At 62.0% G+C, this 18,077-nt stretch carries 18 protein-coding genes and 1 tRNA gene; 13 read left to right on the forward strand and 6 right to left on the reverse strand.

The genetic code is table 11. The features are described 5' to 3' along the window. The first annotated feature begins 30 nt into the window (after window positions 1–30). The 7 genes from RG2_RS06385 to RG2_RS06415 all read left to right on the forward strand — a co-directional run bounded on the left by RG2_RS06385 (window position 31) and on the right by RG2_RS06415 (window position 5,207). Window positions 31–408: a fluoride efflux transporter FluC gene (locus RG2_RS06385; protein ID WP_033231121.1), complete on the forward strand. Its 378-nt coding sequence runs from the start codon at window positions 31–33 to the stop codon at window positions 406–408. After that, on the forward strand, window positions 405–749 hold the full coding sequence (gene crcB, locus RG2_RS06390; RefSeq protein ID WP_033231120.1) for a fluoride efflux transporter CrcB: 345 nt from the start codon (window positions 405–407) through the stop codon (window positions 747–749). Before RG2_RS06385 ends, crcB begins: the two co-directional genes overlap by 4 nt. Window positions 750–805: 56 nt before the next feature. Then, on the forward strand, window positions 806–2,443 hold the full coding sequence (gene pgm / locus RG2_RS06395) for a phosphoglucomutase (alpha-D-glucose-1,6-bisphosphate-dependent) (RefSeq protein ID WP_033231119.1): 1,638 nt from the start codon (window positions 806–808) through the stop codon (window positions 2,441–2,443). Window positions 2,444–2,485: 42 nt separating this feature from the next. Further along, entirely contained in the window at window positions 2,486–3,697 is a 1,212-nt protein-coding gene (locus RG2_RS06400) for an MFS transporter (protein ID WP_033231118.1), read from the forward strand. 9 nt (window positions 3,698–3,706) lie between these two features. Then, on the forward strand, window positions 3,707–4,195 hold the full coding sequence (locus tag RG2_RS06405; protein WP_033231117.1) for a MauE/DoxX family redox-associated membrane protein: 489 nt from the start codon (window positions 3,707–3,709) through the stop codon (window positions 4,193–4,195). A gap of 60 nt (window positions 4,196–4,255) precedes the next feature. Continuing rightward, a complete protein-coding gene (locus tag RG2_RS06410; protein WP_033231116.1) occupies window positions 4,256–4,993 on the forward strand; it encodes a DsbA family protein in 738 nt (245 codons plus the stop codon). Between the two features lie 138 nt (window positions 4,994–5,131). Beyond that, a tRNA-Ala gene (locus tag RG2_RS06415) sits at window positions 5,132–5,207 on the forward strand. A gap of 55 nt (window positions 5,208–5,262) precedes the next feature. Here the strand turns inward: RG2_RS06415 and RG2_RS06420 are convergent. Further along, window positions 5,263–7,797: an alpha/beta fold hydrolase gene (locus RG2_RS06420; protein WP_033231115.1), complete on the reverse strand. Its 2,535-nt coding sequence runs from the start codon at window positions 7,795–7,797 to the stop codon at window positions 5,263–5,265. 163 nt (window positions 7,798–7,960) lie between these two features. Between RG2_RS06420 and RG2_RS06425 the strand changes: the two genes are divergently transcribed. The 3 genes from RG2_RS06425 to bluB are packed head-to-tail and all read left to right on the forward strand — an operon-like array spanning window position 7,961 to window position 10,258. Next, window positions 7,961–8,575 (forward strand): lipocalin family protein, encoded by a 615-nt coding sequence (locus RG2_RS06425; RefSeq protein WP_033231114.1) that lies wholly within the window; start codon window positions 7,961–7,963, stop codon window positions 8,573–8,575. Window positions 8,576–8,609: 34 nt separating this feature from the next. Beyond that, window positions 8,610–9,632: a CobW family GTP-binding protein gene (locus tag RG2_RS06430; RefSeq protein WP_033231113.1), complete on the forward strand. Its 1,023-nt coding sequence runs from the start codon at window positions 8,610–8,612 to the stop codon at window positions 9,630–9,632. Next, window positions 9,629–10,258, forward strand: coding sequence for a 5,6-dimethylbenzimidazole synthase (gene bluB / locus RG2_RS06435; protein WP_033231112.1), 630 nt, complete (start codon window positions 9,629–9,631; stop codon window positions 10,256–10,258). The genes RG2_RS06430 and bluB overlap by 4 nt, the downstream gene beginning before the upstream one ends. Before the next feature lie 15 nt (window positions 10,259–10,273). Here bluB and RG2_RS06440 read toward each other — a convergent pair whose 3' ends face one another. The 4 genes from RG2_RS06440 to RG2_RS06455 form a co-directional block, all read right to left on the reverse strand. Beyond that, window positions 10,274–11,686 (reverse strand): DEAD/DEAH box helicase, encoded by a 1,413-nt coding sequence (locus RG2_RS06440; protein ID WP_033231111.1) that lies wholly within the window; start codon window positions 11,684–11,686, stop codon window positions 10,274–10,276. Window positions 11,687–11,920: 234 nt separating this feature from the next. Then, window positions 11,921–12,334 (reverse strand): molybdenum cofactor biosynthesis protein MoaE, encoded by a 414-nt coding sequence (locus RG2_RS06445; RefSeq protein ID WP_033231110.1) that lies wholly within the window; start codon window positions 12,332–12,334, stop codon window positions 11,921–11,923. Continuing rightward, window positions 12,327–13,319: a bifunctional molybdenum cofactor biosynthesis protein MoaC/MoaB gene (gene moaCB / locus RG2_RS06450; RefSeq protein ID WP_033231109.1), complete on the reverse strand. Its 993-nt coding sequence runs from the start codon at window positions 13,317–13,319 to the stop codon at window positions 12,327–12,329. Before moaCB ends, RG2_RS06445 begins: the two co-directional genes overlap by 8 nt. Window positions 13,320–13,370: 51 nt before the next feature. After that, window positions 13,371–14,570, reverse strand: a complete 1,200-nt coding sequence (locus RG2_RS06455; RefSeq protein WP_033231108.1) for a molybdopterin molybdotransferase MoeA — start codon at window positions 14,568–14,570, stop codon at window positions 13,371–13,373. A gap of 117 nt (window positions 14,571–14,687) precedes the next feature. On the opposite strand from RG2_RS06455, the gene moaA reads away from it, so the two are divergent. The 3 genes from moaA (at window position 14,688) to RG2_RS06470 (ending at window position 17,149) form a co-directional block, all read left to right on the forward strand. Next, complete coding sequence (gene moaA / locus RG2_RS06460; protein WP_033231482.1) at window positions 14,688–15,761, forward strand: GTP 3',8-cyclase MoaA; 1,074 nt, start codon at window positions 14,688–14,690, stop codon at window positions 15,759–15,761. Further along, window positions 15,754–16,011 (forward strand): MoaD/ThiS family protein, encoded by a 258-nt coding sequence (locus tag RG2_RS06465; RefSeq protein WP_080711593.1) that lies wholly within the window; start codon window positions 15,754–15,756, stop codon window positions 16,009–16,011. Before moaA ends, RG2_RS06465 begins: the two co-directional genes overlap by 8 nt. 364 nt (window positions 16,012–16,375) lie before the next feature. Next, window positions 16,376–17,149 (forward strand): hypothetical protein, encoded by a 774-nt coding sequence (locus RG2_RS06470; protein WP_033231107.1) that lies wholly within the window; start codon window positions 16,376–16,378, stop codon window positions 17,147–17,149. A gap of 83 nt (window positions 17,150–17,232) precedes the next feature. Here the strand turns inward: RG2_RS06470 and nadE are convergent, their stop codons facing one another. Next, window positions 17,233–18,057, reverse strand: coding sequence for an NAD(+) synthase (gene nadE, locus RG2_RS06475; RefSeq protein WP_033231106.1), 825 nt, complete (start codon window positions 18,055–18,057; stop codon window positions 17,233–17,235). Window positions 18,058–18,077 lie beyond the last annotated feature (20 nt).

Below are 18,077 nucleotides of genomic sequence, written 5' to 3' on the forward strand. Positions count from 1 at the left end.
AGATCTGGCTCGAGCGAGTGAGGAGCGTGAATGAGTGAACTGGGCTTGCCGGCGGCTATCGGAGCGGTGGCCGCCGGTGGTGCGCTCGGCGCGCTGACGAGATACGGGTTGGGTGAGTGGTTTCCCCATATCTGGACTACTCTCGTGATCAATGTCGTGGGGTCGCTGATCCTCGGAGTGCTTGCGGCACTGCTGATTCACGACAAGGTCTGGTACATCTTCCTGGGCACGGGATTCTGCGGTGGCTTCACGACGTTCTCGTCGTTTGCGGTTCACGCGGTTACCGAAAGTCCGATGCGATCTATTCTGTACGTTCTCGGCACTTTGATTCCGGCGATCTTGGCCGCAGCGTGGGGCAGAGCCCTTGGCGAGCGCTGGATGCGTCGTCGTGAGGGGGCGAACGTATGACCGTTCTCCTCGTAGCGATCGGCGGAGGCGCCGGAGCGACCGGTAGGTACCTGCTCGCGAAATACGTCCCGACATACCGGGGATTTCCGGCAGCAACATTCGCGGCTAACGTCCTGGGTTGCTTTCTCCTCGGATTGTTCACCGGCGCAACACTCTCCACCGCTATGGCGGCCTTGCTTGCAACCGGGTTCTGCGGCGGTTTGTCCACGTACTCGACGTTTGCGACCGAAAATGTAGGCATGCTGGACAAGCGTCAGACGGCGATGTCGCTGGTGTACATCATCGCCAGTCTTGTCGTTGGGCTGAGCGTCGCCTGGTTGGGAATTCAGATCACAGGGTAGAGAATGAGCGGCAGTCGTGTCGGCTGCGTAGTCGACCACCGGGCTTAGGGGGATTCGTGGCGCACGAACGAGCAGGACAGGTGGCGCAACCACAGGATTTGATCGACGTTCCGCACTTGGTTTCCGCGTATTACACACGGACACCTGATCCTGAGGATCCGATGCAGCAGGTGCTGTTCGGGACGTCGGGGCATCGGGGTTCCAGTCTGGACGGCGCGTTCAACGAAGCGCATATCCTGGCAACGACGCAGGCGATCGTGGAGTACCGCGCATCGCAGCACATTGACGGGCCGTTGTTCATCGGCCGCGACACGCACGCGTTGTCCGAGCCGGCCTGGCTGTCTGCGCTCGAAGTTCTTGTTGCCAATGACGTAGTGGTGCTGGTTGATTCGCGCGACGCCTATACCCCCACACCCGCTGTGAGTCACGCGATTCTGCGATACAACTCCACTGCGCCCGAGGCCAAGGCCGACGGAATCGTCGTGACGCCTTCGCACAATCCGCCCCGTGACGGTGGGTTCAAGTACAACCCGCCCCACGGCGGCCCAGCTGATACCGATGCCACGTCGGTCATCGCGGACCGTGCCAACCAACTGCTCCGCGACGGACTGGCCGGCGTCCGGCGCGTCACGACGGAACAGGCGCTGGCCAGGGTCGAGCGGTACGACTTCCTGCGCTACTACGTCGACGACCTGCCGTCGGTGCTCAACCTCGACGCCATTCGCGACGCGGGTATCCGCATCGGCGCAGATCCGCTCGGCGGCGCCAGTGTCGACTACTGGGGAGCCATCGCCGAGACTCATCACCTCGACCTCGAGGTCGTCAATCCTCTGGTCGATCCGACGTGGCGATTCATGACGCTCGACACCGACGGCAAGATCCGCATGGACTGCTCCTCGCCTGACGCGATGGCGTCGTTGATCGGTATTCGGGATCGCTACGACATCGCCACCGGCAACGACGCGGATTCCGATCGGCACGGAATCGTCACCCCCGATGGCGGTTTGATGAACCCCAATCACTATCTGGCCGTTGCCATCGAGTACCTCTTTGCTCACCGCCCACAGTGGGCTGCAGGCACGAAGGTCGGGAAGACGCTGGTCAGCTCATCGATGATCGACCGCGTTGTGAACGGACTGGGACGCGAACTCCTGGAGGTACCCGTCGGCTTCAAGTGGTTCGTACCCGGGTTGCTCGACGGTTCGGTCGGGTTCGGCGGCGAGGAAAGCGCGGGAGCGTCCTTCTTGCGTCACGACGGTTCGGTGTGGACGACAGACAAGGACGGCATCATTCTTGCGCTGCTCGCGTCCGAGATCACGGCGGTGACCGGCAAGACGCCGTCGGCGCACTACACAGCGCTGACCGAGAAGTTCGGTAGCCCCGCCTACGCCCGCATCGACGCGCCCGCGAGTCGCGCGCAGAAGGCGGTACTGGCAAAACTGTCACCCGAGCAGGTCACCGCGACGGAACTGGCGGGGGAGCCGATCACCGCGGCGCTGACGGCAGCGCCCGGAAATGGCGCCGCGATCGGCGGATTGAAGGTGACCACCGAGAACGCGTGGTTTGCGGCCAGGCCGTCGGGAACCGAGGACGTGTACAAGATTTATGCCGAGTCGATGAAGGGCGCCGATCATCTGGCTCAGGTTCAGTCTGCGGCGAAGGACTTGGTGTCAGGTGTCTTGAACGCGAACTAGCTCGCGGCCCGCTCGTGTCGCCCGGCTAGAATCCCGGGCGACATGAAAACTCGCGCAGCCAGGCTGCCACAGGAAATCTGGGTGCTGGTTTCCGCCAGCTTCGTCATCGCTCTCGGATTCGGCATCGTTGCCCCGGCGCTACCGCAATTCGCCCGCAGCTTCGATGTATCGGTTACGGCCGCCACAGTCGTCATTTCGTCGTTTGCGTTCATGCGCTTGGTGTTTGCGCCGATGAGCGGCACCTTGGTGCAGAAACTCGGCGAGCGCCCGGTGTACATCCTGGGACTGTTGATCGTCGCGTTGTCCACCGGAGCGTGCGCGTTTGCGCAGGAGTACTGGCAGCTGCTGCTGTTCCGGTCACTTGGCGGTATCGGTTCCACCATGTTCACCGTGTCGGCGCTTGGCCTGCTTATCCGGATGTCGCCGCCCGACCATCGGGGACGCGTATCCGGTCTGTATGCGACGAGCTTCCTGATGGGCTCGATTACCGGTCCGATATTTGGCGGCGCGCTGCTGCAGTTCGGCCTGCGGATGCCGTTCCTCATCTATGCGGCAACGCTGGTTATCGCTGCCGCTGTGGTTTTCTTCAGTCTGCGCGGTTCACATCTTGCGTCGCCGGACAAGGGTGCGGCGATCACGCCTATGACGTTGGCCGAGGGTCTACGTTCACCGGTCTACCGCGCTGCTCTGGGTTCGAACCTGGCATTCGGCGGTGTCATCTTTGGCGTGCGCGTCGCGATGGTTCCGCTTTTTGTCGTCGAGGCTCTCGGCCGCGAAGACTCGGTGGCCGCATATGCGCTGGCAGTTTTTGCGGTCGGAAATGCGCTGGTTCTGACCTTCTCGGGTCGGCTCTCGGACAAGTACGGACGTAAACCGTTCGTGCTTGCCGGGCTGGTTGTCTGCGGCGCCGGCACGATGGCGATCGGATTCACGCACAACTTGGTGGCGTTTTTCCTGATTGCTGCCGTGACGGGCGCAGGATCCGGTTTGATGAGTCCGTCGCAGCAGGCTGCGGTTGCCGACGTCGTCGGGTCCAAGGCGCGCGGTGGTCCCGTTCTGGCGGTGTTCCAGATGATGTCCGACGTTGGTGGTGTGGTCGCGCCGATCTGCGCCGGACTACTGGTTGAGCATTTCTCGTACTCGGCGGCCTTCGCGACGATGGGAGCTGTGGTGATCATTGCGAGCGTGGGTTGGCTGCTGGTGCCTGCGAAGGCTGTGACCGCGAAAACAGTCAGTTCGGAAGTCCCTCTGTAGGCTCGGCTCGTGGCTATTCGCATCGTGAGTCTTGTGGCCCGCTTGGGTTTGGCAGCCGTGTGGCTGATTTCGGGTGGCATCAAATTCCTCGATCCCGTTCAGACGAAGATCGCCGTCCGGGCGTATCAATTGTTGCCCGAGAGCCTGGTCGGCCCCGTGGCGATTGCGATGCCGTTGGTCGAGATCGTTCTCGGATTACTGCTGCTCGTAGGCCTCGCCGTACGAGCGTCGGCTGCAGTGTCGGTTCTCATGCTGGTTGTGCTCATCAGCGTGATCATCTCGGTCTGGGCACGTGGATTGTCCATCGACTGCGGCTGTTTCGGGGGAGGTGGAGCTGCCGACGTCGACGCGTGGGACTACCTCAGCGAGATCCTGCGCGACATCGGATTCCTGGCATTGGCCCTGTGGTTGTGTTTCTTCCCACGGTCACCGCTCGCATTGGGACAGGGATCACGTACCGCATTCTCAGTTGAAGCACAGTCTTCAATGGCAAGGTGAATACCCGGGGAAGGTAACCCCTCGGTAAAATCGTTTCGACGCACGAAGGACTGCATCAGCGTGAGCGCCAAGAACAACAAGTACAAACCGGAACCGGTGTCGAGTCGGTCCACTTATGTCATCGGTGGAATCGCGGTCCTGGTGATCGCAGCCCTCGTCATCGGCGGTGTCCTGTGGCAGTCGAGCAAGAACAAGGTGCAAAACGACGGCTACGGCTCGGTTCAGAACTCCGAGGTGGTTGTCACCGTGGAGGACAACGGCGTCGTGCTGATCGGAAAACCGGACGCACGTACCACTCTCGACATCTTCGAAGACCCGCTGTGCCCGGCGTGCGCTGCACTCGAGCACTTGAGTGGCCAATCGGTGTCGGCGGCAATCGACGCCGGTGACGTCGCTGTTCGCTATCACATGCTCAACTTCCTCAACCGGGCATCGAGCAGCGGTGATTACTCCACCCGCGCGGGCGCCGCATTGCTGTGCGTCGCGCAGGACGGCGACGCGATTGCCTACTCGAATCTGCACACCACACTCTTCTCTCCGGACAACCAACCGTCTGAAGGCGGCAAGAGTGATCACACCAACGACGATTTGGCTCGGATAGCCGGCGAAGCCGGTGCATCGGATGCAGCGACTACGTGCATCTCCTCTGGAGCGAACGTGGAGGCCGCTGCGGCCAATGCTGCTGCGGCGAGTGAGGCGCTCTCCGCCGCCGGCGGAACGGGCACCCCGACGGTTATCGCCGACGGCAAGATCGTCAGCACCAAGAACAGTGACTGGGTTTCGCAGTTCACCTCCTGAAGCAGTGTGCGGCCGCTCTGAAACCCGGAGCGGTCGCACCAGCTTGACCTGGCGATTTGTTGCTCACCGCGCAAGTGGTGTAACTTTCTTCAAGCAAGCGGCAAGCAGAACAACCGCCTGCGAGTTCGAACTGAATACGGGGCTATGGCGCAGCTGGTAGCGCACCACACTGGCAGTGTGGGGGTCAGGGGTTCGAGTCCCCTTAGCTCCACCAAAAAGAGCAGGTCAGACAAAATGTCTGACCTGCTCTTTTTTGTCGTTTTCGGCCGTTAGCTCAATGCCCGCTCGAGTGCCTCGCCCGTAGCAACGGCGTACGGGGCCCGCAGAATGTCCTCGTGCGATCCGGCTACATCCTCGAAAGTGATCTGGCCGGTGGCGATGGCCGACCAATCGTGTGCATCCTGTCGGTTGTCGTCGCCGCGGATGACCACAACAGAACCGCGATACGGGCTTGGCGCGTACTTGCGCAGGGACGCCAGTCCGCGATGGTAGAAGAGGTACCACTGCATCGACGGGTCGAACTGCATGATGCCCGCGACTTGGTACCGGAGCCAGATACCCAGAACCGATGTTTTCGAGGTCCGGGCTCGGGCATTGAGCACCGGCTCGCCGGATTCCGATGGAGCCGGCGGCTCAGTGGTGTCAGGCCGCGGCCCGATCATGTTCTCCCGCAACCGAGTGTCCAGAATGACAACGTGTTCGACGATCTCGCCTTCCGCGTGGAGGCGATTCGCGATTTCGAGGGTGACAAACCCGCCGTGGGAGTAGCCGCCGAGCACATACGGGCCGTGCGGACGGACCTTCCTGATCTCACGGATGTATCGGTCGGCCATCTTGGCAACGGTGCGATCGGGGAGCCCGCGAGATTCCATCCCGTGTGCTTGCAACGCGTACACAGGTCGATCACCGGACATCGCCTGCACCGTCGCGAGAAAGCTCAGTGCAGGCGCACCGGCTCCGGTGATCAGGAAGAGCGGAGTTCGGGAACCGCTCGTGGCAAGGGGAACAAGCACAGATGCCCGGCCTTCGTCACGCTTCTTGTTGCGCAGCATCGCGTCGACCAGCGCGGCGAGTTCGCGGATGGTGGTGGCGCCGGCAAACTGGGCGGCGCTGACGGTGACCAGTACAGCGGCTCGTAGTGCGGCGAGCATTTCTGCGGCAGCGAGTGAATCTGCGCCGAGGGCAAAGAAGTCGTCGTCACGGTCGAGTGATTCGATCCCGATGATCTTGGACCAGACGATGGCCACCCGAAATTCGGTGATGGTCTCGAGAGTCGGCGTGGCGGTGGAGGTGGAGGTAGCGACCGGCGCCGGTGTCGGCAGTGCGTTGCGATCGATCTTTCCGCGTTCGTTGCGGGGAATCGAGGCCAGCATCACGATGTGGCGGGGAACCATCCAGCCGGGCAGGCTCAGAGATACCGCGCGTCGAATCTCCGCGGGAGACAGAGCAATTCGCTGTGAATCACTCACGACGTATGCGCAGAGCTCTGGGTGGTCGTTCTCGGTCCGAACGATCACGGCCGCATCGACGACGCCGGCCACCGCGCGGACGGCGACGTCGACTTCGGTGGGTTCGACAAGGTATCCACGAATTTTCACAGCATCGTCGAGTCGGCCTTTGAGTTGCAGTTCGCCGTCCCTGTCGATGCATCCGCGGTCGCCGGTGCGATACAGGCTGATGCCGTCGCCCAGCGGTGTGAATCGTTGCGCTGTCCGCTCCGGGTCGCCGTGATAACCGTCGGCCAAGTCGCTGGAAATGACATGGATTTCGCCGATCTCGCCGTCGGGCAGCTGGTTGCCCTCGGAATCGACTATCCGGACTTCCTTCCCGTCACGTGCTCGACCGGCGGGGACGATGCCCGCCGGGAACGTGGCTGCGGGAGGAAAGACGTTGTAGGCGACGACCCCCGTTTCCGTGGTTGCCATCCAGTTGACATAGGTCACGTCCGCGAACCCGCGATCACGGTGACGTTGGTAGTCGTCGCCGTGAACAGCCTCGCCGTAGGTAACGACAACGCGTAGGGAACTCTGGGGATCTGCGCCCGGTTCGGCGGCATTCTGCTGCGTCCACGCCCGCAGGAACGACGGAGCGCAATGAGCTGTGGTGATCGAGTTTCTGCGGAGCCAACTGCCCAGGGTGGAACTGCCGTCGACGCGGGGGTCCCAGCAATACACGGTGACACCGCTCATCAAACCCATGATGAGTGCGGTGATACCCGCGCCGAAGCTGACGGGCAGAAGGTTCCCGATGTGATCGTCCGGTCGGAGATCGATGGCGGCGGCAAGTTCGTCCGCCTTGTTCAGACACATCGAATGGCTGAGCACCACTCCCTTGGGTGCGCCGCTGGTGCCGGAAGTGAATGCGATCATGGCTGGATCGGAGCTCAGTGACTCGAGTGCGTTGCCGAAACGGAACGGAGTGGCAGCGGCGTGTTCGAGGATTGTCGCGATGGAGACCGCGCCCGACGTGGACAGGATGTGCTCGCGCCTGGCCGGCGGCAGCTGCGGGTCGATCATGACGAGTGGCCGACCGGAGATCAGTGTGGCAAGGATGCGGACAACGGCCTCGGCGGTGGGGTCGAGTTCGACAGCTACCGGACAGCGGCCGTGCGGCCCGCGAATATCGAGTTCACGCGCGAGTGCGTCTGCGCGGACTTCGAGATCTGCGAACGTGATCTGATCCCGTGGGGTGACGACGGCAACGGTGTCGTGCTGCATAGAGGTGACGCGGCGCCACCGCGATTCGATGGTTTCGTCGATGACGGCATACCGCGTCCGTTCGAGCCCTAGATCGACCACGTTCATGTCTGACGCTCCGTTCCAGCTATCAGTTACTTATTAGCAAAGACTACAGAAGGTTGGGTATCGAGGTCTATAACAAACCAAAAGTAGTTTTCCATACGACCAATCCGCGGGACCATCCGCTCCGAATGTCAGGCGAGAAAACAAACGAACGGAAGGCAATGACATGAAGTGGTCGGGGAGATGTGCGATTGCGGCAGTCGGAGCGGGTGTCGGTATGGCGATGACGGCCATGCCGGCGCAGGCAGCTCCGATGTCAGCGGACTTGTGGCAGCCGTTGGCACCCGTCGAAAAATTGGATGTCGAACGCTACGTCGGCGACTGGTACCAGCTGGCAGCGGTGCCTCAGCCGTTCAACCTGATGTGCGCCAAGGACACCCGGGCGCGATACGAGGTGCTCGACTCGTCGAATGTGAGCGTGCAGAATACGTGCACGACCTGGGCTGGGGACCAGAGCGGCATCGCCGGTAATGCGCGGGTTACCGATACGCAGTCCGCAGCGCAACTTCATGTCAGTTTCCCGGGCGTACCTTTTCAGGATGGACTGGACGGGCCGCCCAACTACATCGTCACCTACATTGCCGACGACTACTCGTGGGCACTGGTGGGTGACCCGCTTCGAACGTCCGGGTTTGTATTGTCGCGTTCACCCGCAGTCGATGCCGCGGGGTGGAGTGAGATACGCCGAGTTGCCGAGAGTCGCGGGTACAACGCATGCACGATCGTGACGTCACCGACAACCGAAGGCAAGAAGGAGATTCAGCCGCTCTGCACAATCTGACGGCCCGCTAGGATTGCGTGGTGCCTAGGATTTCTTGGTGAAAAAACAGATTCCCGTGATCGTCGTCGCAGGATTTCTGGGTTCGGGAAAGACGACGCTCCTCAATCACCTTCTGCACAACAACAACGGTGTGCGCATCGGGGTCATCGTCAACGACTTCGGCTCGGTCAACATCGATTCGATGATGGTGGCCGGCCAAGTCGACTCGACGCTCTCACTGAGCAACGGGTGCCTGTGCTGCGCGGTCGATGTATCCGACATGGACGAGATGCTCGACAAGTTGGCGCACAGTCAATCCGAGATCGACGTCATCGTCATCGAAGCCAGCGGACTGGCGGAGCCGCGCAACATGATCAGGTTGGTGCTGGGCAGCGAGAATCCGCGGGTCGTGTACGGCGGCCTGGTTGTTGTAGTCGACGGGGCCAACTTCCGATTGACACGTAGCACCCATCCCGAGCTCGATCAGCACGTCGGGTTAGCGGATCTACTCGTCGTGAACAAGATCGACTGCGTCGACTCTGCGGAGCACGAGGTCTTCACGGAGGTGATTCGTGGGCTCAACCCCCGAGCGCCGATTGTGGACACGACTCACTCTCGCGTGGACCCAGCTCTGCTGTTCGATTTCGCGGCCGCGCCGCAGCCGTTACCTGGTCAGCAGATGAGCCTCGACGAACTGCTGCGCGACGATCATCACGACCACATTCACACCCACTACGAGGCAGTCGATTTTGTGTCCGACACGGCGCTCGATGCGCGCGCCGTCACAAAATTTCTCGAGAACCAACCGGCCGGTGTGTACCGGATCAAGGGGTTCGTGAACTTCGATATCCGGGGTTACACAGGCAAATTCGAAGTACAGACAGTGGGTGATCACGTGCGAATCACACCATTACGGTGGAAGGCCGGCGAGCCGCGGACTACACAGTTGGTCGTGATCGGCAGCGGCATGGACAGTGCGGTCGTCCGGGACACGTTGAGTGAGTGCATACGCGTCGAGGGAGTCGAGTTGCACCCCGATGCGATGCTGGGATTGCACCGCTATACCGTCGGAGCGTGAGTGAATCAGCTGTATCTGTGTACGAAGCGATCCGGCGCCGGCGCGACGTGCGGGCAGAGTTTTCCGGTGAGGTTATTCCGGACGATGTGCTGATGCGCATCCTCGACGCGGCACATCGGGCGCCGAGCGTCGGGAACACGCAGCCGTGGGATTTTGTGGTGGTCCGCAATCCGGACACGCTCTCGACATTTGCCGCGCACGTCGCGGAGGCGAGGGTCAATTTTGCTCAGTCTCTGCCTGACGATCGGCGCGAGACGTTCGACCCCATCAAGATCGAGGGGATCACGGAAAGCGGTACCGGGATCGTTGTAACCTACGACCCGTCGCGCGGAGGCCCCAACATTCTCGGCCGTCACACGGTCGACGACACCGGCTTGTTCTCTGCAGTTCTCGCAATTCAAAACCTGTGGCTGGCCGCGGTTGCCGAGGACATCGGCATCGGGTGGGTGTCGTTCTACGACGAGGAATACCTCACCGAACTGATGAACATTCCGGCTCCGGTGAGGCCCATTGCCTGGCTGTGCATCGGGAAAGTAACTCAGTTCCAACAGGTTCCGGATCTCGAGCGTTTCGGATGGAAACAGCGCCGGCCATTGGCCGACGCTGTCCATTTCGAAACTTATTGAGTTGTCCGCTCGCGGTTAGCGGGCTGCGGGACGTCCACCGGTGCGGGCCCGGCCTGCGCCGCCGGACCGCGCGCCACGAGACTGACCACCCTGGCCGCTGCGAGCCTGGCCGCCCTGACCGGAACGTGCCTGGCCGCTACGAGCCTGACCGCCCTGACCGGAACGTGCCGGACGAGATCCGCGGCCGCCGCCCTGCGGTGCCACCGGAGCCTTGGGTGCGGGGGTGACATGCGGTGCGATGTCGCCGACAAGCTTCACGACGTGCTCGGAGTTCGCAGTCGATCGAACGGGCGTCACCTTGATAGCTGCCTTGCGCATGAGGATCGCGAGATCCTTGCGCTGCTCGGGCAGGACGACGGTAACTACGTCACCGGCGCTGCCGGCGCGAGCGGTACGGCCACTGCGGTGCAGGTACGCCTTGTGCTCGGCCGGGGGATCGACGTGCACAACCAACTCGACGTCGTCGACGTGAACGCCGCGAGCGGCAACGTCGGTGGCAACCAGAACGCGAGCCTCGCCGGCGGAGAACGCGGCAAGGTTGCGATCGCGGGCAGCCTGCGACAGGTTGCCGTGCAGGTCGACGGACGGAATGCCCGACTCGGTGAGCTGGCGAGCCAACTTACGAGCCTGGTGCTTGGTGCGCATGAAGAGGATGCGTCGGCCGGTGCCGGACGCCAGCTTCTCCACTAGGGCCTTCTTCGCTTCGACGCCGTCGACGTCGAACACGTGGTGCGTCATCGCGGCGACGGGGGAGTTGGCCTCGTCTACCGAATGCATGACCTCGTTCTTGAGGAAACGCTTGACGAGCTTGTCGACGCCGTTGTCCAGGGTGGCGGAGAACAGCAGTCGCTGGCCGTCGGCCGGAGTGGACGAGAGAATGCGGGTGACAACGGGCAGGAAGCCGAGGTCGGCCATGTGGTCGGCCTCGTCGAGGACCGTGATCTCGACGGCGTCGAGGCTTACGAACTTCTGCTTCATGAGGTCTTCGAGGCGACCGGGGCACGCGACGACGATGTCGACTCCGGCCTTGAGTGCCTGGACCTGACGGTGCTGCGAGACGCCACCGAAGATGGTGGTGACGCGCAGGTCGTAGGCCGCGGCAAGCGGCTCGAGGGTTGCGGTGATCTGGGTGGCGAGCTCGCGGGTCGGCGCGAGAACCAGTCCGAGCGGGCGGCCCGGACGACGCTTGCCGCCGGCCAATTCACCCGCGAGGCGCGAGACCATGGGGATGGAGAAGGCAAGCGTCTTACCGCTGCCGGTCTTTCCGCGGCCCAGGACGTCGCGTCCCGACAGAGTGTCGGGGAGGGTGTCGATCTGGATCGGGAAGGGGGAGGTGATTCCGCCGTCTTCGAGTGCTTTGACCAGCGGCGGACGTACACCGAGGGAAGCGAAGGTAGCGGTAGTGGTGACAGTCGAGGTGTCGGACAAGTGTGTTCAGAGCCTTTCGGGGCACTTTGCGTGCCCGGATGCCGACACGGCAAAACAGCCGTATCTGACAATCAAGCACAGTGGTGGCGGCGCTGCCGGTCGGCAGGCTTCTTCGCCGTAAGAAGTGCGGGTGCGTTAAGCACTCTTCGCGAACTGAAGTTGCGTTCTTTCGACGCTGGGTGCCCACTTTCGGACACCTAGTGATGCTGAGTCTACCTGGACCGCGCGGCTTCTCTACAACCCGACCCACTCGGAAACGCCACTGGCGAAGCGCTGACGCTTCCAGATCGGCACTTCGGCCTTGATTCGTTCCACCAGTTCGGCGCACGCTGCAAACGCTTCCGCGCGATGTGGGGCAGCGACCGCGGCAACCAAAGCGTGGTCGCCGATCTCGAGATGTCCGACGCGGTGAATCGCTGCGACGGGTAGGCCGGTAGAAGCCGACACTTCCTCGCAGCAGGTGCGCAGAAACCGTTCGGCGTCGGGGTGTGCCTGGTACTCGAGGGCTGAAACAGCTTGGCCACCATCATGATTGCGCACCGTGCCGGTGAAGACGACAACTGCGCCGTTCTTCGGTCCGGCGACGGCAGCGTCGACGGTGGCGGCTTGAATCGGATGTTCGGAAATTCGTGCGAGCAGTTCAGTCATCGTGCATTCCTCCGCCTGCAACCTGCGCGAGCAAGTGATCGATGATGGGGTCGAGGACGGCAAGTCCGTCCTTCACGCCGCCCGGAGATCCGGGCAGATTGACGATGACAGTGCGCTCTGTGAGTCCTGCCACTCCGCGGCTGAGCGAGGCGTGTGGGGTCTTTTCGAGCCCCTTTGTGCGGATCGCTTCCGCGATTCCCGGTAGTTCGCGGGTGAGAACGGCAAGCGTCGCTTCGGGCGTGGCATCAGTGGGAGAAGCGCCGGTTCCGCCGGTGCTGATGATCAGGGCTGGGGAACCGGTTCTGGCGTCGTCGATGCCCGCGGCGATGTCGGCGTCGGCGTAGACCAGTGGGCCGCGCACTTCGAAATCGCGATCCCGGAGCCATTGTTCGATGACCGGGCCGGTTGTGTCGGGGCGGGTCCCAGCGGCGCCACCGGTAGACGCGACAAGGACGGCCGCGGTGCGCGTGGTGTCGAATGTGTTTGGGGCAGTGCCAGATTCAGGTGCCGGGCCGCTCTCGCGCGTCCAATGTCCGCGTTTACCGCCGTCTTTGGTGAGCAGGCGGACGCCGTTCATGGTGGCAGCGGGGTCAATGGCTTTGACCATGTCGTGCAACGTGAGCCCGGCCACGGCAACCGCTGTTAGCGCCTCCATCTCGACGCCCGTCTGCCCGCGAGTCTTGGCCGTAGCTTCGACGGTGATCGAGGTCTCGGTGAACCCGAACTCCACTTTGACGGACGACAACGCGAGTTGATGACACAGCGGAATGAGCTCGGACGTCTTCTTTGCGCCCGCGATGCCGGCGATCCTTGCTGTCGAGAGGACATCGGCTTTGGGCATTCCGTCGGCCCGGACGAGGCGAATGACTTCCGCAGTGGTGACCAGTTCACCTGCGGCCACCGCAATGCGCGTCGTCTCGGCTTTTGCGCTCACGTCGACCATGCGGGCGCGGCCCTCGCCGTCGACGTGTGTCAGTTCGGTCATTGAAAGTCCTTACCGTCCTTTTCAGTTCCAGCGTTTTCAGTTCCAGCGTTTTCAGTTCCAGGCAGAGAGCGGAATGACGCTTACCGGTGTTCCGGCATCAAGTTCGGTGACGTCGGCTGGAATGTCGAGAAGTACGTCCGCCCAGGCCATCATGGCAACAAGATGGGAGCCGGTGCCGGACACCGGTTCGACGCCGTCGCCGGAGCGTCGTCCGCGGAGGAACTGGCGCTTGCCGGGGATTGATCGCAGCGCGGCAGTCAAGGGGCGACGTTCGGATGCGATGGGTGGCAGTCCGGCGGCGCGTCTGATGTTCTCGCGTGCAAACACTTCGAACGACACCATTGTGCTCACCGGGTTTCCGGGGAAGCTCAGTATCGGAACCTCGTTGACCACAGCTGAGCCCTGCGGACCGCCCGGCTGCATCGCGACGTGACCGAACGCAGCACCGAGGGGTTGCAGCGTTTCCTTCACGACCTCGAAGTCGCCCATGGACACACCGCCGGAGGTGAAGACAAGGTCTGCGACAGATGTTGCGTACGAAAGTAATTCGCGGAATACATCCGGATCGTCGGTGCTGCGGGCGATGGATACGACGTCGGCCCCGTTGGCGCGGGCCAAGCTCGCCAGGGCGGGCCCGTTGGAGTCGTAGATCTCGCCGGGGTTGAGTTGTGTTCCTGCGCTTTTCAATTCGGCGCCGGTAGTGATGACGGCGACCCGTGGCGGTGTGTATGTGATGACAGTTGCTGCGCCGACGGCCGCGAGTGCCGCGATGTGCCGCGGTTCCAGGCGAGTGCCTTCTCGAACCAGGAGCATGCCAGCCGTGATGTCGCTTCCGCGTTCACGGACGAACTCTCCGGCGGCGCGTCCACGGTTGATCGTGACGGCGTGCTTCGAGTCGCCGGTGGTGTCTTCGACTGGGATGACGGTGTCTGCGCCTTCGGGCATGGGGGCGCCGGTCATGATCCGAAATGCCGAGCCCGCGAGATGTTTCGGGGGAGTGCCACTACCCGCTGCGAGAACTCCTCGCACAGCGAGTGTGACGGGCGTGTTGCGTACGGACTCGGCGTCGACGGCGTAGCCGTCCATTTGCGAATTGCGGAACAGCGGCAGATCGACAGGGGAGGTGACGTCCGCCGAGACTATCGACCCCAGCGCCTCGGTGAGGGGCAGGGCGGTGGGTGCCAAAGTGTGCAACGCGGCCAGCAATCCGGATACGTGCTCTTGATGGTCTTCGACGGAACGTGCGCTCACAGCGATAGCCTCGACATGGTCCGATTCTAGATGGTCTGGTTCCAGGTCGAGTGATACGAGTGACACTTCCCGTTGCCCGCTGCGCCATACTGGAGTGATGTGGAACCTGGTGCAGCGATGACTCCGGTGGTGGTGGGGATCCCCACTGTCCGGAGCAATTCTGTCCGTGGCAATCCCGCGTCGATGACGGGCCGGCCTGACACCGAAGTATTGATCGACAAGTTCGGGCGCGTTGCCCGTGACTTGCGAATCTCGATCACCGAAAAGTGTTCACTGCGTTGTACATATTGCATGCCCGAGGAAGGCCTGCCGGTCATTCCCGCTGAAGATCTGTTGTCCACCGAAGAGATTGTTCGCGTTGTAGGTATCGGAGTCGATCGTCTCGGCATTCGAGAAGTTCGTTTTACCGGCGGCGAACCGTTGATGCGCAAAGATCTCGAGAAGATTATCTCCGGCTGTGCTGAGCGTGTTCCCGGAATTCCTTTGGCAATGACTACTAATGCCGTCGGATTGGAACACCGCGCGCAGCAATTAGCGGCAGCCGGATTGACCCGCGTCAATGTCTCTTTGGATTCAGTGGATCGCGCGCACTTTGCAGAACTGACGCGCCGCGACAGACTGCCGTCGGTGTTAGCGGGAATTCACGCTGCGGCGCGAGCAGGTCTGGCTCCACTGAAAGTGAACGCTGTTCTTATGCGTGAGACGTTGAGCGGGGCGGCGGAGCTTCTCCACTGGTGCGTGGACGCCGGCGTGGAATTGCGATTCATCGAGCAGATGCCCCTCGACGCCGATCACACGTGGGCGCGAGAGAACATGGTGACCGCCGAGGAACTTCTCACCGTATTGGGCACTCGATTCACTTTGACCGCGATCGGGCGTGACGACCCCAGTGCGCCGGCCGAGGAATGGAAAATCGACGGCGGTCCGGCGACGGTGGGAATTATCGCTTCGGTGACTCGATCTTTTTGCGCCGACTGCGATCGGACACGTATGACAGCCGAGGGAACTATTCGGTCATGTCTGTTCAGCGATCGTGAAGTGGACCTGCGAGCAGCACTGCGTTCAGGCGGCGGTGACGATGAGATCGCTGATCTGTGGCGGGGCGCAATGTGGAACAAGTGGGCAGGTCATGGGATTGCGGCAGAAGGCTTTGTGCCGCCGGAGAGAAGTATGGGTGCAATCGGTGGCTGATTCGGAATCGATGTCGGTTCGATACTTCGCTGCAGCCGCAGACGCGTCGGGGTGTCGTAGCGAGACACTCGCGCTGCCGCATTCAAGCACGCTCGCTGATCTTGTTGCTGTTCTGTCTGACAAATACGGCCCCGACATGAAGCGCGTTTTGTCCGTTTCTGCGTATCTCGTCGGCGAGGAATTGACGCGTGATACCGGTCGCGTCGCGGGGCCTGCGGTAGACATTTTGCCGCCTTTCGCGGGCGGCTAGAGCTGTCGATCAAAATAAACCTCAAAATTCTTTTACGGTTTACTGTCGCTGACAGGTACCGACCTAAATGATGAGATCGGATGTCCTAAGAGGCCCGGTATGACGTGTTGATCCGATTTACGATGCAGCTTCGTTGTGCTGGTCAGCGCATTTTACCTCGGTGTTCGACTGACATTTGATTGTCGTTCTGATTAGTCGGAATTGTCTGACTGAACTCATACTTTTGGGGGATGTAACGTTTTCGGTACCCTGGTAGATGCGTCATTCACATGAATGACAAAGGAATTTCCGGGACGAAATTTTCACCAAATTCATGTGTTACCTTTTGTCGTAATTCCCCCAGTGAATGGTGAAAGGTACTTACATGTCCCGCAATTCCACACGTCGTCTCGGTTTCGCTTTTGCTCTGGTAGGCGCAGCAGCGCTGACCGCACCGGCACTTGCCGGAGCGACCACCGGCTCACTCGGTTCTTCCGATGCCCCCGCCGCAGGCTTCACCTGCTCGGCACTGTCGACCGAGACAACCCCCAATGGCTGGGGCATTCCGTTCGACGACGAGAAGAACCAGCTTGCCTTCTACTCGGATACCAGCGTCATTGATGACGACGGCTCGCTGAAGCTGGAGATCGTCAAGGCCACCCCTGACAACCGTTCGGCGTGGTATCACTCTGCAGGCTCGATCCCGCTCGCCGATGCGGCCAAGAACGAGATCGGTTTCGCGGAAAAGGCAGCCACGTCGCAGACTTCGTTCCAGTTGCGTCTGACCGGTACAACGAACGCAAAGGAAGGCGAGAACGGTTTCGCGACGCTGTACTGGGTAGCAAACGGAAACGACTCCGTTGGCACCGCCACCGGCGGAACGCACACCAATATCCAGGACGGCAAGTGGATCAGCACCCGCGACATCGAAGGTGCGCCCAAGAACGTTCCGTCCGATCTTGACGACATCATCGCAGGCAACCCCGACGCCACGATTGAGCACTACGGCGTAAGCGTCGGACGCGGGGACATCGGCACCACCACGTACGTCGACGCCGTGAAGTTCAACGGTTGCACCACCAACTTCGCGCTGAAGGACGAGCCTGCCGGCGCGTTCGGCAGCCTGAGCGACATCTTCGGCAGCCTGTCGGCCAGCTGACAGCCCCTTTAATTACGGACGCGGCGCCCACCTTCCTTTCGGAGGGTGGGCGCCGCGTTCGTATGTAGGGGGAGCGGGCCGGGCTAGCGCCACCAGGTGTCGAGCGGGGTAACCGGAACGGTTCGCTTGTGACGGGTGTTCAGGTACATCTTCTCGAGTTTGTCGGATACCTCCGTGGAGACGTCCTTGCCTTCGAGGTAGTCGTCGATCTGGGCGTAGGTAAGGCCAAGCGCCACCTCGTCGGGGAGGGCGGGGCGGTCGTCTTCGAGGTCTGCGGTGGGCACTTTGCGCCACGTGCTCTCGGGCGCGCCCAGTTCCTGCAACAGTGCGGCGCCCTGCCTCTTGCTCAGGCCGGTCAGCGGGGTGATGTCGACTCCGCCGTCGCCGAACTTGGTGAAGAATCCCGTGATGGCCTCGGCAGCGTGATCGGTGCCGATCACGATGTACCCCAATTGGCCGGCGATGGCGTACTGGATCATCATGCGCTCCCGAGCTTTGATGTTGCCGCGCACGAAGTCTCGCAGTTCACCGTCGCCCAGGGCCTCGGAAGCTTCACGGGCTGTGGCGTCGGCTCCTGGCTTGACGTTGACGGTCAGGCTGCGGTCGGGCTTGATGAAACCGAGCGCGATCTGCGCGTCGGACTCGTCGGCCTGCTCGCCGTACGGCAATCGAACGGCAACAAACTCGGCGCTGTGGCCCTCCTCGCGCAGTTCTGTCACCGCGCGCTGAGCGAGCGCACCGGTCAGTGTGCTGTCCTGCCCGCCGCTGATGCCCAGCACGTATCCCTTGGCAGGAGTGGACAGCAGATAGTCCTTCAGGAACTGAACCCTGGTGCGGACCTCGGCCGCCGGCTCGATGGACGGCTTCGCGCCTAGTTCGTCGATGATGCTCTCGCGCAATGTGGCCATGAGGGAACTTTAGCGACAGG

The organism is Rhodococcus globerulus NBRC 14531 (assembly GCF_001894805.1).
GTDB lineage: Bacteria > Actinomycetota > Actinomycetes > Mycobacteriales > Mycobacteriaceae > Rhodococcus_F > Rhodococcus_F globerula.